We start from the raw sequence: 13,451 nt of genomic DNA on the forward strand, positions 1-13,451 counted from the left end.
GGTACTACGGTGGTCCGGTGACCACCCCCGACATCGACGTGCTCATCTCCCGCGCCCGGGCCTGGCTCAAGGAGGACCCCGACGAGCGGACCCGGGAGGAGCTCTCCGGGATCATTGCCGCTGTCGAGGACGGGCTCGACGAGGAGGCCGCGGCAGACCTCGCCGACCGGTTCCGGGGCACCCTGGAGTTCGGTACGGCGGGGCTGCGCGGCGCCCTCGGCGCGGGCCCGAACCGGATGAACCGGGTCGTCGTGATCCGCGCGGCGGCCGGCCTGGCGGCGTACCTCCTCGCGGAGGGCACCGAGCCCGGCACCCCCGTCGTCATCGGGTACGACGCGCGGCACAACTCCGACGTCTTCGCCCGCGACACCGCGGAGGTGATGGCCGGCGCCGGCCTCAAGCCGCTGCTGCTCCCCCGCCCGCTGCCCACGCCGCTGCTGGCGTTCGCGATCCGTGAGCTGGGCTGCGCGGCCGGGGTGATGGTCACCGCGAGCCACAACCCGCCCCAGGACAACGGCTACAAGGTCTACCTCGGCGACGGCAGCCAGATCGTGCCGCCCGCCGACAGCGGCATCGCGGCGCGGATCGACGCCGTCGGCGCGCTCGCCTCGGTGCCGCGGGTGCCGCTGGGGACGACCGGCGGCCGGGTGCTCGACGAGGGGATCGTGGACGCCTACCTCGACACCGTCGCCGGGATCGCCGGTGACGGCCCGCGTGACCTCGCGATCGTCTACACGCCGCTGCACGGCGTGGGCGCCAGCGCGCTGCCCTCGGTGCTGGAGACCGCCGGGTTCGACGCGCCGGCGATCGTCACCGAGCAGGAGCAGCCCGACCCCGAGTTCCCGACGGTCGCCTTCCCCAACCCCGAGGAGCCGGGCGCGATCGACCGCGCGATCGCCCTCGCCGAGGCGACGGACGCCGACCTGGTCGTGGCCAACGACCCGGACGCCGACCGGTGCGCGCTCGCCGTACCGGGTCCGGACGGGTGGGCCATGCTGCGCGGCGACGAGGTGGGCGCGCTGCTCGCCGACCACCTGCTGCGCGCCGGCCGCGCGGGCGTCTACGCGACCTCGATCGTGTCCTCCTCGCTGCTGGGCACGATGGCCAGGGCCGCCGGCCAGCCGTACGCCGAGACACTGACCGGCTTCAAGTGGATCGGCCGGCTGCCGGACCTGGTGTTCGGCTACGAGGAGGCGCTCGGCTACTGCGTGGACCCGGTCCACGTCGCCGACAAGGACGGCGTCTCCGCGGCCCTGGTGCTGTGCGAGATCGCCGCCGAGGCCAAGGCCGCCGGCCGCTCGCTGCGCGACCTGCTCGACGACATCGCGCTCGCCCACGGCCTGCACGCCACCGACCAGCTCTCGGTGCGGGTCACCGACCTCTCGGTGATCGCGGACGCGATGGAGCGCCTGCGCACCGCTCCCCCGGCCACCCTCGGCGGCTCGGCGGTCACCGCGGCGGACGACCTGAGCCAGGGCACGCCGGACCTCCCGCCCACCGACGGGCTGCGCTACCGCACGGCCGACGGCAGCCGGGTGATCGTGCGGCCGAGCGGCACCGAGCCGAAGCTCAAGTGCTACCTGGAGGCCGTCGTACCGGTCGGCGACGGGGACCTCGCCGCAGCCCGGGCCACGGCCGCCGAGCGGCTCGCCGGCCTGCGCGCGGACATCGCCGCGGCGGCGGGGATCAGCTGACGTTCACCGCGTCGATGACGAAGACCAGGGTCTCGTTCGGCGCGATGCCCTGGCCGCCCTGGCCGTAGCCCAGGTCGGGCGGGACGACGAGCAGGCGCCGGGTGCCCTTCTGCATCCCGACCAGGCCCTGGTTCCAGCCGGCGATGACCTGGGCCTGGCCCAGCGGCTCGACGGTGAAGGTCTGGCCGCGGTCGAAGGAGCTGTCCAGGACCTGCTTGTCCGACCAGGTGACGAGGTGGTAGTTCGACTCCACCGAGCCGCCCTCGGCGGCCTTCGGGCCGCTGCCGGTGACCAGGTCCTTGGTGAGCAGGGTGGTCGGCGGCGAGCAGTCGTCGGGGATCGTGATCGTCGGCTTGTCGCCGAAGCCGCCCTCGACCTCGATGTCGTCGGCCGTGCACGCGGCGCCGGTCGCCTCGGTCGTGCCCGCCTCCGACGGGGACGTCGAGGGCGAGGTGGACGACGAGCTGTCGGAGGCCTTGTCGTCGCCGGAGTCGCTGCACGCGCTGGTGGCGAGCACGGCCAGGGACAGGACGGAGGCGGCGAGGAGCCGGGCCGGGGTCTGCATGGCGTGCAGCCTACGAGCGCACGGCAAGGCTCAGGACAGGAGTGCCGTCACCAAGGTGACGACCACCAGCACGGCGATCGCGGCGACCTCCGGCCACGCCCAGGTACGACGTACCGGGCCCGCCTCGGCCGCGGCGTGCTTCGCACCGTTCATCCGGCGCACCAGCTTGGCCTCGACGAGGTGGCCGAGCGAGGCCTTCTCCTCCACGTCCCTGGGCTGCTCCCCCGGGGCCGCGCCGATGGCGCCGTCGCGGCGGATGGTCGCCCGCGAGCGGCCGAAGCCGGCGCCGACGTACTTCTCCCCGGAGACGTGGAGCTTGGTCATCTGCTTGACCTCGACACCGGTGAGGCGGCCGTAGGGGACCCACCACGACGACAGCAGGTTTCGCAGCTCGACCTCACCGGCGTGCAGGACGACGGCCGGGCGCAGCAGCACGACGTGGACGAGCACGGCCACCAGGAGCAGCAGCGCCCAGAACCACGGCGCGTAGCCCGCATCGGGCTGCACCACTCCGTAGAGGGCCACGGCGAGGACGCCGGCCAGTCCGAGCGCACCGCTGATCTGGCCGCCGGAGCTGTAGCGCTCGGGCTTGTCGACACCTTCGCTCTGCACGGTCACCAACCCTATGCTGAGTCAATGCCGACCACCGCCCCCACCGATCCCGTGCCGGGACTCGCGGCGTACGCCGAGGTGACCGCCAGCGACGCCGCGCTCCGGCGTTTCCTGCACGGCCTGCCCGGCGTCGACCAGGTCGGCGCGGAGGCCCGCGCCGCCGGGCTCGGGACCCGCTCGATCAAGACCACCGCCAAGGCCTGGGCGCTCGACCTGGCCATCCGGATGGTCGACCTGACCACGCTGGAGGGCCAGGACACCCCCGGCAAGGTGCGGGCGCTCGCCGCCAAGGCGCTGCGCCCCGACCCGGCCGACCCGTCGGTCCCCTCGGTCGCCGCCGTGTGCGTCTACGGCGACCTGGTCGGCGAGGTGAAGGCGATCGTCGGCGACGAGGTCAACGTCGCCGCCGTCGCCACCGCCTTCCCCAGCGGCCGCGCCTCGATGGAGGTCAAGCTGGCCGACACCCGCGACGCGGTGGCCAACGGCGCCGACGAGATCGACATGGTCATCGACCGCGGCGCCTTCCTGGCCGGTCGCTACCTGCAGGTCTTCGAGGAGATCGTCGCCACCCGTGAGGCGTGCGTGCGGCCCGACGGCTCGCACGCCCACCTCAAGGTGATCTTCGAGACCGGCGAGCTGCAGACCTACGACAACGTCCGCCGCGCCTCGTGGCTGGCGATGCTCGCGGGCACCGACTTCATCAAGACCTCCACCGGCAAGGTGCAGCCGGCGGCGACCCTGCCGGTCACCCTGGTGATGCTGGAGGCGGTGCGCGACTTCCGCGAGGCCACCGGCGTGCAGATCGGCGTGAAGCCGGCCGGCGGCATCCGCACCGCCAAGGACGCGATCAAGTACCTCGTCATGGTCAACGAGGTCGCCGGCGACGACTGGCTCGACCCGGACTGGTTCCGGTTCGGCGCCTCCACGCTGCTCAACGACCTGCTCATGCAGCGCACGAAGATGACCACCGGCCGCTACAGCGGTCCCGACTACTTCACCTTGGACTGATGATGGTTTCGACAGGCTCTACCGACAAGTTCGAGTACGCACCGGCTCCGGAGTCGCGGAGCATCGTCGACATCAAGCCGTCCTACGGCCTGTTCGTCGACGGCGAGTTCGTCGACGGCCGCGGGTCGTCGTTCAAGACGATCAACCCGGCCACCGAGGAGACCCTCGCCGAGGTCGCCGAGGCGTCCGAGGCCGACGTCGACCTGGCCGTGAAGGCCGCCCGTCGCGCCTTCCGCGGCTGGTCGCGGACGTCGGGCAAGGAGCGGGCGAAGTACCTGTTCCGGATCGCCCGGATCATCCAGGAGCGCGGCCGCGAGCTGGCCGTGCTGGAGTCGATCGACAACGGCAAGCCGATCAAGGAGAGCCGCGACGTCGACGTGCCGGTCGTGGCGGCGCACTTCTTCTACTACGCCGGCTGGGCCGACAAGCTCGACTACGCCGGGCTCGGCCCGAACCCGCAGCCGCTGGGCGTCGCCGGCCAGGTCATCCCGTGGAACTTCCCGCTGCTCATGCTGGCGTGGAAGGTGGCCCCGGCACTGGCGTGCGGCAACACGGTCGTGCTCAAGCCGGCCGAGACCACTCCCCTCACGGCGCTGCTCTTCGCGGAGATCTGCCAGCAGGCCGACCTGCCGCCGGGCGTCGTCAACATCGTCACCGGCGCCGGCGCCACCGGCCAGGCCGTGGTGTCCCACCCGGACGTCGACAAGGTCGCCTTCACCGGCTCCACCGCCGTCGGCAAGGCCATCGCCCGCGCGATCGCCGGCACCGAGAAGAAGGCCACCCTGGAGCTCGGCGGCAAGGCCGCCAACATCGTCTTCGACGACGCTCCCATCGACCAGGCGGTCGAGGGCATCGTCAGCGGCATCTTCTTCAACCAGGGCCACGTGTGCTGCGCGGGCTCGCGCCTGCTGGTGCAGGAGTCGGTGGCCGAGGAGGTGCTGGCCAGGCTCAAGCGCCGGATGGGCACGCTGCGCGTCGGCGACCCGCTCGACAAGAACACCGACATCGGCGCGATCAACTCCCGCGAGCAGCTCGACCGCATCCGCGAGCTCTCCGCCGTCGGCGAGGCCGAGGGGGCCGAGCGCTGGGCCCCGGCCTGCGACCTGCCGTCGTCGGGCTTCTGGTTCCCGCCCACGATCTTCACCGGCGTCACCCAGGCGCACCGGATCGCGCGCGAGGAGGTGTTCGGCCCGGTGCTGTCGGTGCTGACCTTCCGCACGCCCGGTGAGGCCATCGAGAAGGCCAACAACACGCCGTACGGGCTCTCGGCGGGGGTGTGGACCGAGAAGGGCTCCCGCATCCTGCACATGGCCTCCGCGCTGCGCGCCGGCGTGGTGTGGGCCAACACGTTCAACAAGTTCGACCCGGCCAGCCCGTTCGGCGGCTACAAGGAGTCGGGCTACGGCCGTGAGGGCGGGCGCCAGGGCCTCGCCGCGTACCTGAAGGGTGACATCTGATGGCCGCGCGCATCGACGTCCGCAAGACCTACAAGCTCTACATCGGCGGCGCCTTCCCGCGCTCGGAGTCGGGCTACTCCTACGAGGTCACCGACAGCAAGGGGAAGTTCGTGGCCAACGCCGCCCTCGCCTCGCGCAAGGACGTCCGCGACGCGGTCGTCGCGGCCCGCAAGGCCTTCGGCTCGTGGTCGGGACGCACCGCCTACAACCGCGGCCAGGTCCTCTACCGGATCGCCGAGGTGATGGAGGACCGCCGCCCGCAGTTCGAGGAGGCCGTGCGCCAGTCCGAGGGCGCCTCGGCCGCCGCGGCCCGCGCCCAGGTGGACGCCGCCGTCGACCGCCTGGTCTGGTACGCCGGCTGGGCCGACAAGCTCGCCCAGGTGATCGGCAACGCCAACCCGGTCTCCGGCCCGTTCTTCAACCACTCCGCGCCCGAGCCGACCGGCGTGGTCGGTGTGCTCGCGCCGCAGACGTCGTCGCTGCTGGGACTGGTCTCCGTGATCGCCCCCGCGATCGTCACCGGCAACGTCGTGGTGGTCGTGTCGTCGTACGCCCGGCCGCTGCCGGCGGTGACCTTCTCCGAGGTGCTCGCCACCTCCGACGTGCCGGGCGGGGTGGTCAACATCCTCACCGGTGACGCCGCCACGCTGGGGCCCTGGCTGGCCGCGCACATGGACGTCAACGCCATCGACCTCGCCGGTGTCGCCGGCTCCCCCGAGCTCGCGACCGAGCTGGAGGTGGCCGCGGCCGACAACCTCAAGCGGGTGCGACGCGCGCCCGTCGCCGAGCCGGACTGGGCCGCCGAGCCCGGCCTCTCGCCGATGACCGCGTTCGTGGAGACGAAGACGGTGTGGCACCCGACCGGGATCTGAGCCGCCGCCGGCGCACCTACGTCTGGATGATGGGGACCTGCCTGGTCCTCATCGTGCTGGCGTGGAACGTGGTCCGGCTGTTCTCGGTCCCGCTCGCCGTGGGGATGAGCGCGGTCGCCGCGGTGATCCCGCCGGTGGCGGTGGTCCTCGCCAACCGCGGGTCGCGCGGCGGCGACGGCTGAGGCTCAGTCCGGCAGCACCGCGCGCAGCACCCGGATCGTGTTCTCCCCCATGATCAGCCCGATCTCGCGCGCGTCGTACCCCCGGTCGACGAGCTCCTGGGTGATCGCCGCGAGCTGGGTGGTGTCCCAGCCGGTGGTGGTCGCGCCGTCGAAGTCGCTGCCGAGCGCGGCGGTCTCGATGCCGCCGACCTCGACGACGTGGTCGATCGCGTCCACGACGGCCTTCGTGGTCAGGTCGCAGACGGCGGCGTCCCAGTAGCCGACGCCGACCACGCCACCGGTGGCTGCCACGCCACGGATCTCGGCGTCGGTGAGGTTGCGGTTGACGTCGCAGGTGGCCTGGACGCCGCCGTGGGAGAGCACCAGCGGCTTGGTCGCCAGGGCGAGCATGTCGGCGACCGCGTCGTGGCTGGCGTGGGCGATGTCGACGACGATGCCGCGCCGCTCCATCTCGGCGAAGACGCGGCGGCCGAGGTCGGTCAGCCCGCCCTTGTCCTCGCCGTGCATGGAGCCGGCGACCTCGTTGTCGAAGAAGTGGGTGAAGCCGGCCATCCGCATGCCGGCGTCGTAGAGCCGGTCGAGGTTGTCGAATTCGCCCTCCAGGTTGTGCAGGCCCTCGACGGAGAAGAGCGCGCCGGTGACCCGCAGGCCGGCCTTGCGGTCGGTGAGCAGGCCGTCGAGGTCGGCGACGGAGCGGACCAGCCGCAGCCTGCCCTCGGACTCCTCGGCCGCGTCGGCGAGCTTCTCGGCGTGGTAGAGCGAGCGCTCCAGCAGCGACCCCCAGGTGCGCGGGGGCTGGAGCTGGGCGATGCTGAGCAGGGTGATGTTGTCGCCGGCGTCGGTCGGGTTGCTCTCGTAGTTCTGCCCCTTGGGCGACTTCGACACCGAGGAGAACACCTGCAGCGCGACGTTGCCGTCCTCCAGACGTGGCAGGTCGAGGTGGCCGCGGCCGGAGCGGTCGAGGAGGTCGCGGTCCCACATCAGCGTGTCGGCGTGCATGTCGACGATCTCGAGCGCGTCGTGCAGGCGCCGGGTGTCCGCAGTGACCGACGGCAGGTCGGCCGGCTCGACGCGGTTGCGCATCGACTCGATCTTGGCCGGGGCGAAGGAGAAGAAGCCGACCGCGAGCACCAGCACGAGACCCACGGCGGACAGCAGGGCGATCCGCACCCGGCGGCGATTGATCCAGCTCACCCGCGGACCGTACCGCGCACGTCAGCCGCCGCGGCGCACCGTGCCGAGGACGGTGCGGCACAGGTCGGTCAGCTCGTCGACCAGGGCACCGGGCGTGTCCGCGGCCGTGGCCAGCGCCCGGTTGCCGCCGCAGACCAGCGCCTGGTCGCGGGTGGTCGCGACCATCACCACGCGGATCGATCCGGGGTCGGCGGCACGCCTCGGGAGCGGCATGACCGGCTCGGCGCAGGAGAACGCGGCGTCGTACCCGGAGGCGGGGAGCGCCTCGCACCGGGTCCCGTACGACGGCTGCCACCGCCCCTTCGCAGCTGCCAGCACCTTCTGGTTGGCCCCGTCGAGCAGGGCCCGGGTCCGTTCCGCGGAGCCGGCGCCCGCCTGCTCGACGTCGCTCCGGGCGCCGACGGTCACGCTGACGACGACCCCGGAGGCTCCTCCTCCCCAGAAGCAGGACGCGGTCGCGCGGTCGCCGGCGGCGGCCTCGGCGCCCTGAGCACCGGAGGAGTCGGCACGGCTGCGGGCGTCGGTGCCGGTGACGGCGGTCGCGGCGGCGTCGAGCTCGCCGCAGAACAGGTCGGTGCGGAAGGTGGCGGGTGCCGGCGCCGGGTCGTCGTCGAGCAGCAGCACGGCGGCGGTGACCGCACCGGCGACCACGACGAGGGCGGAGAGCGCGACGGCGAGGCGTCGTACCCGCCGGCGTCCGCGGCGCGGCTCGGCCGGCCGCTCGGCGGGCGGCGGGGCGAGCGGCACCAGCCGGGGCAGCGCGGGACCGACGAGGGCGGCGAGCCCGGCCTCGGTCCACCAGGTGGCGCCGTAGGCCCGGCGGGCAGCCTTGCCGAGGCCGGCGAGCAACGCCCGCGCGTCGGCCGGGCGGCCAGCCGGGTCGAGGGACAGGGCGCGGAGCAGGACCGGTCGCAGGGCGGCGTCCACCCGGCGCAGGCGGCGCTTGTCGACGGCCGTGCCGGGGGCGACCGGCTGACCGGTGAGCAGGAGGACCAGCAGCGCGGCGGCGTCCCGCACGTCGTCGGTGGCGCTCGCGTCGTCGGCGACCCCGACGTCCATCAGCCGGGGCACGCCGTCGCTGTCGAGCAGCACCCGTGGGGCCTGGACCCGGCCGTGCGCGAGCCCGCGCTCGTGCAGGTGCGCCAGCCCGAGCAGCACGCCGCGGACGATGCCGAGCATCTGCCCGACGACCATCCGCTCACCCGAGCCCATCACCTCGGCCAGCGTCGCGGCCTCCACCCAGTCGGTGACGAGGTACGCCGCGGACGGCTCCCGCACCAGCCCCCGCACCGGTACGACGTGCGCCTCGTCGAGCCGCGTCAGCTCCGCCAACCGGCTCGCCACCGAGGCACCCTCGGCACGGCTCAGCCGGCGCAGCGCGACCACCCGGCCACTGGCGACCTCCCGGGCGCGCAGCACCGGACCGGCGGGGTCCTCGCCGACCCGGGCGAGCACCTCGTACCCGGTGACCCGGGGCGACACGTCGTCGGTCGGTGCGTCCACGTCCCGAGAATCCCGCAGCCGGCGCCGGCGCGGGCCACATTGCCGCAAATCGTCGCCCCTGCGGCAGACTGGACCCCCATGACCGCCCGTGTGATCGTCCTCGCCGGCCCCTCGGGCTCGGGCAAGTCGAGGCTCGCGGAGCGGCTGCACAGGGCGCACGGATGGCCCACGCTGCGCCTCGACGACTTCTACCGCGACGGCGACGAGCCCGGCTTGCCGACGATCGCCGAGGGCGCCAACGCCGGCCTCGTCGACTGGGACCACCCGGGCACCTGGCACCACGAGGACGCCCTCACCGCGCTCCGCTCGCTGTGCCGCACCGGCTCCGCCGACATCCCGGTCTACTCCATCTCCGAGAGCCGCCGCACCGGCTCCCAGCACCTCGACCTCGGCGGCGCGCGGCGGTTCTGCGCGGAGGGGATCTTCGCGGCCGAGATCGTCGAGGAGTGCCGGGCGCAGGGGCTGCTCGCGGCGGCGTACTGCATCACCCAGCACCCCGTCGTCACCTTCTGGCGCCGGCTCACCCGCGACCTGCGCGAGCACCGCAAGCCCCCCGTCGTCCTGGTACGTCGCGGGCTGGCCCTCGCCCGCGCCCAGCGCCAGGTGGTGCGGCGTGCCGTCGCCGTCGGCTGCCGGGTCGCGACCGGCGACCGGGCGTTCCGCGAGCTCGCGACGGAGGACGACCATGCGGTGGCCCGCTGACCTGGCTCCCGGCGAGCTGCGCCAGCCCGACCGGGTGAGCTGCGGGGCGGCGTCGGTGCTCGCCGCCCGGGCGCTGCTGACCCCGTGGCGTCCCGCCTCCCCCGCGGAGGACATCCACGAGGAGCACCGCCTCCTGACGTCGAGCCGGAGCCCGCGCGACCGCTTCCAGGTGCCGTGGCCGCGCCGCCTCGGCACCCCGCCGTGGGCGGTCGCCAACGCGCTGCGGGTGCTGACCGGCGAGCGGATCGCGACCGTGCACGTCCGCCCGCGCCCGGTGATCGGCTACGAGGTGCTGCGCGAGAGCCTCGCCACCCGCCCGGTCGCGGTCTACGTCGGCAGCCGCTGGCTGCCCCGCCACGTCGTCCTCGCCACCGGCACCGCCGGCGAGGACGCGGTCGAGGTCTTCGATCCCGCCGCCGGCGCGGTGCTCACGATCGGCCGGGCGCGGTGGACCGAGCACCGGCTCGGCATCGCCGGCTGGGACTTCGCCTGGTTCGTGGTCTGAGCGCTCAGGCCTGCCGCTCGGCGTACCAGGGCTTGATGGTCTCGGTGATCAGCCGGTAGCGCTCGTCGTAGGGCAGGAAGGCGGACTTCATCGCGTTGACGGTCAGCCACTCCATCTCCGCCCAGCCGTAGCCGACGTGCTCGTGCAGCAGGGAGAACTCCTTGCTCAGCGAGGTGCCGCTCATCAGCCGGTTGTCGGTGTTGACGGTCACCCGGAAGCGCAGCGACGCGAGCAGCTTGATCGGGTGCTCCTCGATGGAGTCGGCGGCGCCGGTCTGGACGTTGGAGGAGGGGCACATCTCCAGCGGGATCCGCTTGTCCCGGACGTACGACGCGAGCCGGCCCAGGTGCGCCGTACCGCTCTCGTCGACCTCGATGTCGTCCACGATCCGCACGCCGTGGCCGAGCCGGTCCGCACCGCAGAACTGCACGGCCTCCCAGATCGACGGCAGCCCGAAGCCCTCGCCGGCGTGGATGGTGAAGTGCGAGTTCTCGCGCTGGAGGTACTCGAAGGCGTCGAGGAAGCGGGTGGGCGGGAAGCCCGCCTCCGGGCCGGCGATGTCGAAGCCGACCACCCCGCGGTCACGCCACTCCATGGCCAGCTCGGCGATCTCCATCGCCCGCGCGGCCTGCCGCATCGCCGTCAGCAGGTGGCGTACGACGATCCGGCCGCCGGATGCCGCCATGCCCTCCTCGAAGCCCTGCTGGACGGCCGCGACGACGTCGGCCAGGTCCAGCCCCCGCTCGACGTGCAGCTCGGGCGCGTAGCGGATCTCGGCGTAGACCACGCCGTCGGCGGCGAGGTCCTCCGCGCACTCCCGGGCGACCCGGGTCAGCGCGGAGGGCGTCTGCATGACCCCGACGGTGTGCGCGAAGGTCTCCAGGTAGCGCTCCAGGGAGCCCGAGTCGGCGGCCTCCGTGAACCAGGTGCCGAGCGCGTCGGCGTCCGTCGTGGGCAGCTCGTGGTCCACCTCGGCCGCCAGCTCCACGATCGTCGCCGGGCGCAGCCCGCCGTCGAGGTGGTCGTGCAGCAGGACCTTGGGGGCGGCCTTGATGTCGGCGGGGGTGAGCTCCATGCAGCAATCTTGCCGCAGGGAGGCCAGCGGGCTCAGCCGACCCGGTCGAGCACCAGCGGGCGGGGCTCGAACGCGGTGCCGGCCGGCTCCACGTCGTAGCCACCCTCGAGGGAGGCCAGCGCCCGGTCGAAGCGCTCCGGGGTGTCGGTGAGCAGGGTGAACAATGGCTCACCGGCACGCACCACGTCGCCCGGCCGGGCGTGCCACACGACGCCGGCCCCGGCCTGCACCGGGTCCTCCTTGCGCTCGCGGCCCGCGCCCAGTCGCCAGGCGGCGATGCCGACCGAGAGCGCGTCGAGGCGGGTGAGCACGCCGTCGCTCGGCGCGGCCACCACGTGGCTCTCCTTCGCGACCGGCAGGTCCGCGTCGGGGTCGCCGCCCTGGGCCCGGATCATCGCCTTCCACACGTCCATCGCGGAGCCGTCGGCGAGCTTGTCCGCCGGGTCGACGTCGTCGTGACCGGCCGCGGCGAGCATCTCGCGGGCCAGCGCCACGGTCAGCTCGACCACGTCCGCCGGGCCGCCGCCGGCGAGCACGTCGACGGACTCCTGGACCTCGATGGCGTTGCCCGCCGTACGGCCCAGCGGGGTGGCCATGTCAGTGAGCAGCGCGACCGTGCGCACCCCCGCGTCGGTGCCGAGCGCCACCATCACCTCGGCCAGCTCGCGGGCCTTGTCGAGGTCCTTCATGAAGGCGCCGCTGCCGACCTTGACGTCCAGCACCAGGGCACCGGTGCCCTCGGCGATCTTCTTGCTCATGATCGAGGAGGCGATCAGCGGGATCGCCTCGACCGTGCCGGTGACGTCACGCAGGGCGTAGAGCTTCTTGTCCGCCGGCGCCAGGCCGTCGCCCGCCGCGCAGATCACCGCGCCGACGCTCTCCAGCTGGGCCAGCATCTCCTCGTTCGACAGCAGCGCCCGCCAGCCGGGGATCGACTCGAGCTTGTCGAGCGTGCCACCGGTGTGGCCCAGCCCGCGCCCGGACAGCTGCGGCACCGCCACCCCGCAGGCGGCGACCAGCGGCGCCAGCGGCAGGGTGATCTTGTCGCCCACGCCGCCCGTGGAGTGCTTGTCGCTGGTCACCCGCGAGAGCCCGGAGAAGTCCATCCGCTCCCCCGACGCGATCATCGCGGCGGTCCAGTCGGCGATCTCGCGCCGGTCCATGCCGTTGAGCAGGATCGCCATCGCGAGGGAGGACATCTGCTCGTCCGCCACCACCCCGCGGGTGTAGGCGTCGACCACCCAGTCGATCTGGCTCGTGGACAGGGTGCCGCGGTCGCGCTTGGCGAGGATGACCTCGACGGCGTCGTGGAGTTCAGCCATGCACGCACCCTAGGGCGTCGGGTCAACGCTCCCCCAGCCCGCCCTTGTAACTACGTGTCCATGCCTCTACCAGGGTGGTAGACCACCCTGGTAGATGCCACAACACCCGGGTAGAGGTCTGAACACGTAGTTACATGTTCGCCCGGTATGGCCACACCCGAGGAGCGGTACGACGCCCGCAAGCCCGCGAGCGCAGGCGCCCTCAGGCGCGGTCGAGGTCCGCCGGGCCGAACGCCTGCGGCAGCACCTCGTCCATCGAGCGCACGCCGAGCGGGGTGAGCACCTGGAGCGTCGGGCCGCCGTTCTCCCACAGCAGCTGGCGGCAGCGCCCGCACGGCATGATCACCCCGCCGGAGCCGTTGACGCACACGAAGTGGGTCAGCCGGCCGCCGCCGGTGGCGTGCAGCTGCGAGACGAGCCCGCACTCGGCGCAGAGCGTGACGCCGTACGCCGCGTTCTCGACGTTGCACCCGACCACCAGGCGGCCGTCGTCGGCGAAGGCGGCGGCGCCGACCCGGTAGCTGGAGTAGGGCGCGTAGGCCCGCTCCGCGATCTCGATCGCCGCACGCTGCAGGGACTCCCAGTCGGCCACCCGGCCAACCTAGGGCATCGCGGCAAGTCTCCGCGAGGCGCGAGGATCGTCGGCGAACCGGGCTCGCGGGAAGAAATGTCCCAAGTTGGTAACCGTTTCTTCGAAGGTGCTTCCCGTTGCGCGGGCCGTAGGTGAGGATGCACCGGAGCACCACCGCACATCCCCCTG

General features: G+C 73.3%; 14 protein-coding genes. 7 read left to right on the forward strand and 7 right to left on the reverse strand.

What is annotated here, in order from left to right:
• Window positions 1-17 precede the first annotated feature (17 nt).
• Window positions 18-1,694, forward strand: a complete 1,677-nt coding sequence (locus MRBLML1_RS16890) for a phospho-sugar mutase (protein WP_364518033.1) — start codon at window positions 18-20, stop codon at window positions 1,692-1,694.
• On the opposite strand, the gene MRBLML1_RS16895 is transcribed toward MRBLML1_RS16890, so the two are convergent.
• Entirely contained in the window at window positions 1,687-2,259 is a 573-nt protein-coding gene (locus tag MRBLML1_RS16895; RefSeq protein WP_364518035.1) for an FKBP-type peptidyl-prolyl cis-trans isomerase, read from the reverse strand. The two genes, MRBLML1_RS16890 and MRBLML1_RS16895, sit on opposite strands and share 8 nt — an antisense overlap.
• 30 nt (window positions 2,260-2,289) lie before the next feature.
• Window positions 2,290-2,877, reverse strand: a complete 588-nt coding sequence (locus MRBLML1_RS16900; protein WP_364518037.1) for a hypothetical protein — start codon at window positions 2,875-2,877, stop codon at window positions 2,290-2,292.
• A gap of 18 nt (window positions 2,878-2,895) precedes the next feature.
• Between MRBLML1_RS16900 and deoC the strand changes: the two genes are divergently transcribed.
• The 4 genes from deoC to MRBLML1_RS16920 are packed head-to-tail and all read left to right on the forward strand — an operon-like array spanning window position 2,896 to window position 6,390.
• Window positions 2,896-3,879 carry a deoxyribose-phosphate aldolase gene (gene deoC / locus MRBLML1_RS16905; RefSeq protein WP_364518039.1) on the forward strand — a complete coding sequence of 328 codons (984 nt, stop codon included), beginning with the start codon at window positions 2,896-2,898 and terminating at the stop codon, window positions 3,877-3,879.
• On the forward strand, window positions 3,879-5,336 hold the full coding sequence (locus MRBLML1_RS16910; protein WP_364518041.1) for an aldehyde dehydrogenase family protein: 1,458 nt from the start codon (window positions 3,879-3,881) through the stop codon (window positions 5,334-5,336). The genes deoC and MRBLML1_RS16910 overlap by 1 nt, the downstream gene beginning before the upstream one ends.
• Window positions 5,336-6,208, forward strand: coding sequence for an aldehyde dehydrogenase family protein (locus MRBLML1_RS16915; RefSeq protein ID WP_364518043.1), 873 nt, complete (start codon window positions 5,336-5,338; stop codon window positions 6,206-6,208). The genes MRBLML1_RS16910 and MRBLML1_RS16915 overlap by 1 nt, the downstream gene beginning before the upstream one ends.
• The gene (locus MRBLML1_RS16920) at window positions 6,187-6,390 is read left to right on the forward strand and encodes a DUF3099 domain-containing protein (protein ID WP_364518045.1); all 204 of its coding nucleotides are present in this window, start codon (window positions 6,187-6,189) and stop codon (window positions 6,388-6,390) included. Before MRBLML1_RS16915 ends, MRBLML1_RS16920 begins: the two co-directional genes overlap by 22 nt.
• A gap of 3 nt (window positions 6,391-6,393) precedes the next feature.
• On the opposite strand, the gene MRBLML1_RS16925 is transcribed toward MRBLML1_RS16920, so the two are convergent.
• Window positions 6,394-7,584: a dipeptidase gene (locus MRBLML1_RS16925; RefSeq protein ID WP_364518047.1), complete on the reverse strand. Its 1,191-nt coding sequence runs from the start codon at window positions 7,582-7,584 to the stop codon at window positions 6,394-6,396.
• A 21-nt stretch (window positions 7,585-7,605) separates the two neighbouring features.
• On the reverse strand, window positions 7,606-9,087 hold the full coding sequence (locus tag MRBLML1_RS16930) for a protein kinase domain-containing protein (RefSeq protein WP_364518049.1): 1,482 nt from the start codon (window positions 9,085-9,087) through the stop codon (window positions 7,606-7,608).
• Between the two features lie 78 nt (window positions 9,088-9,165).
• Between MRBLML1_RS16930 and MRBLML1_RS16935 the strand changes: the two genes are divergently transcribed.
• Window positions 9,166-9,789, forward strand: coding sequence for an AAA family ATPase (locus tag MRBLML1_RS16935; protein WP_364518051.1), 624 nt, complete (start codon window positions 9,166-9,168; stop codon window positions 9,787-9,789).
• Entirely contained in the window at window positions 9,773-10,294 is a 522-nt protein-coding gene (locus tag MRBLML1_RS16940) for a hypothetical protein (RefSeq protein WP_364518053.1), read from the forward strand. The genes MRBLML1_RS16935 and MRBLML1_RS16940 overlap by 17 nt, the downstream gene beginning before the upstream one ends.
• Before the next feature lie 4 nt (window positions 10,295-10,298).
• On the opposite strand, the gene MRBLML1_RS16945 is transcribed toward MRBLML1_RS16940, so the two are convergent.
• The 3 genes from MRBLML1_RS16945 to MRBLML1_RS16955 form a co-directional block, all read right to left on the reverse strand.
• Window positions 10,299-11,369, reverse strand: a complete 1,071-nt coding sequence (locus tag MRBLML1_RS16945; RefSeq protein WP_364518055.1) for an adenosine deaminase — start codon at window positions 11,367-11,369, stop codon at window positions 10,299-10,301.
• Between the two features lie 32 nt (window positions 11,370-11,401).
• Entirely contained in the window at window positions 11,402-12,691 is a 1,290-nt protein-coding gene (locus MRBLML1_RS16950; protein WP_364518057.1) for a thymidine phosphorylase, read from the reverse strand.
• A gap of 202 nt (window positions 12,692-12,893) precedes the next feature.
• Window positions 12,894-13,283 (reverse strand): cytidine deaminase, encoded by a 390-nt coding sequence (locus MRBLML1_RS16955; RefSeq protein WP_364518059.1) that lies wholly within the window; start codon window positions 13,281-13,283, stop codon window positions 12,894-12,896.
• Window positions 13,284-13,451 lie beyond the last annotated feature (168 nt).

Origin of the sequence: Nocardioides sp. LML1-1-1.1 (assembly GCF_040676175.1) — a bacterium.
Lineage (GTDB): Bacteria > Actinomycetota > Actinomycetes > Propionibacteriales > Nocardioidaceae > Nocardioides.

Coding starts and splice junctions, on each gene's coding strand:
- MRBLML1_RS16895 (WP_364518035.1), bottom strand. CDS start 2,259: ATGCAGACCCCGGCCCGGCTCCTCGCCGCCTCCGTCCTGTCCCTGGCC.
- deoC (WP_364518039.1), top strand. CDS start 2,896: ATGCCGACCACCGCCCCCACCGATCCCGTGCCGGGACTCGCGGCGTAC.
- MRBLML1_RS16910 (WP_364518041.1), top strand. CDS start 3,879: ATGATGGTTTCGACAGGCTCTACCGACAAGTTCGAGTACGCACCGGCT.
- MRBLML1_RS16915 (WP_364518043.1), top strand. CDS start 5,336: ATGGCCGCGCGCATCGACGTCCGCAAGACCTACAAGCTCTACATCGGC.
- MRBLML1_RS16935 (WP_364518051.1), top strand. CDS start 9,166: ATGACCGCCCGTGTGATCGTCCTCGCCGGCCCCTCGGGCTCGGGCAAG.
- MRBLML1_RS16940 (WP_364518053.1), top strand. CDS start 9,773: ATGCGGTGGCCCGCTGACCTGGCTCCCGGCGAGCTGCGCCAGCCCGAC.
- MRBLML1_RS16945 (WP_364518055.1), bottom strand. CDS start 11,369: ATGGAGCTCACCCCCGCCGACATCAAGGCCGCCCCCAAGGTCCTGCTG.
- MRBLML1_RS16950 (WP_364518057.1), bottom strand. CDS start 12,691: ATGGCTGAACTCCACGACGCCGTCGAGGTCATCCTCGCCAAGCGCGAC.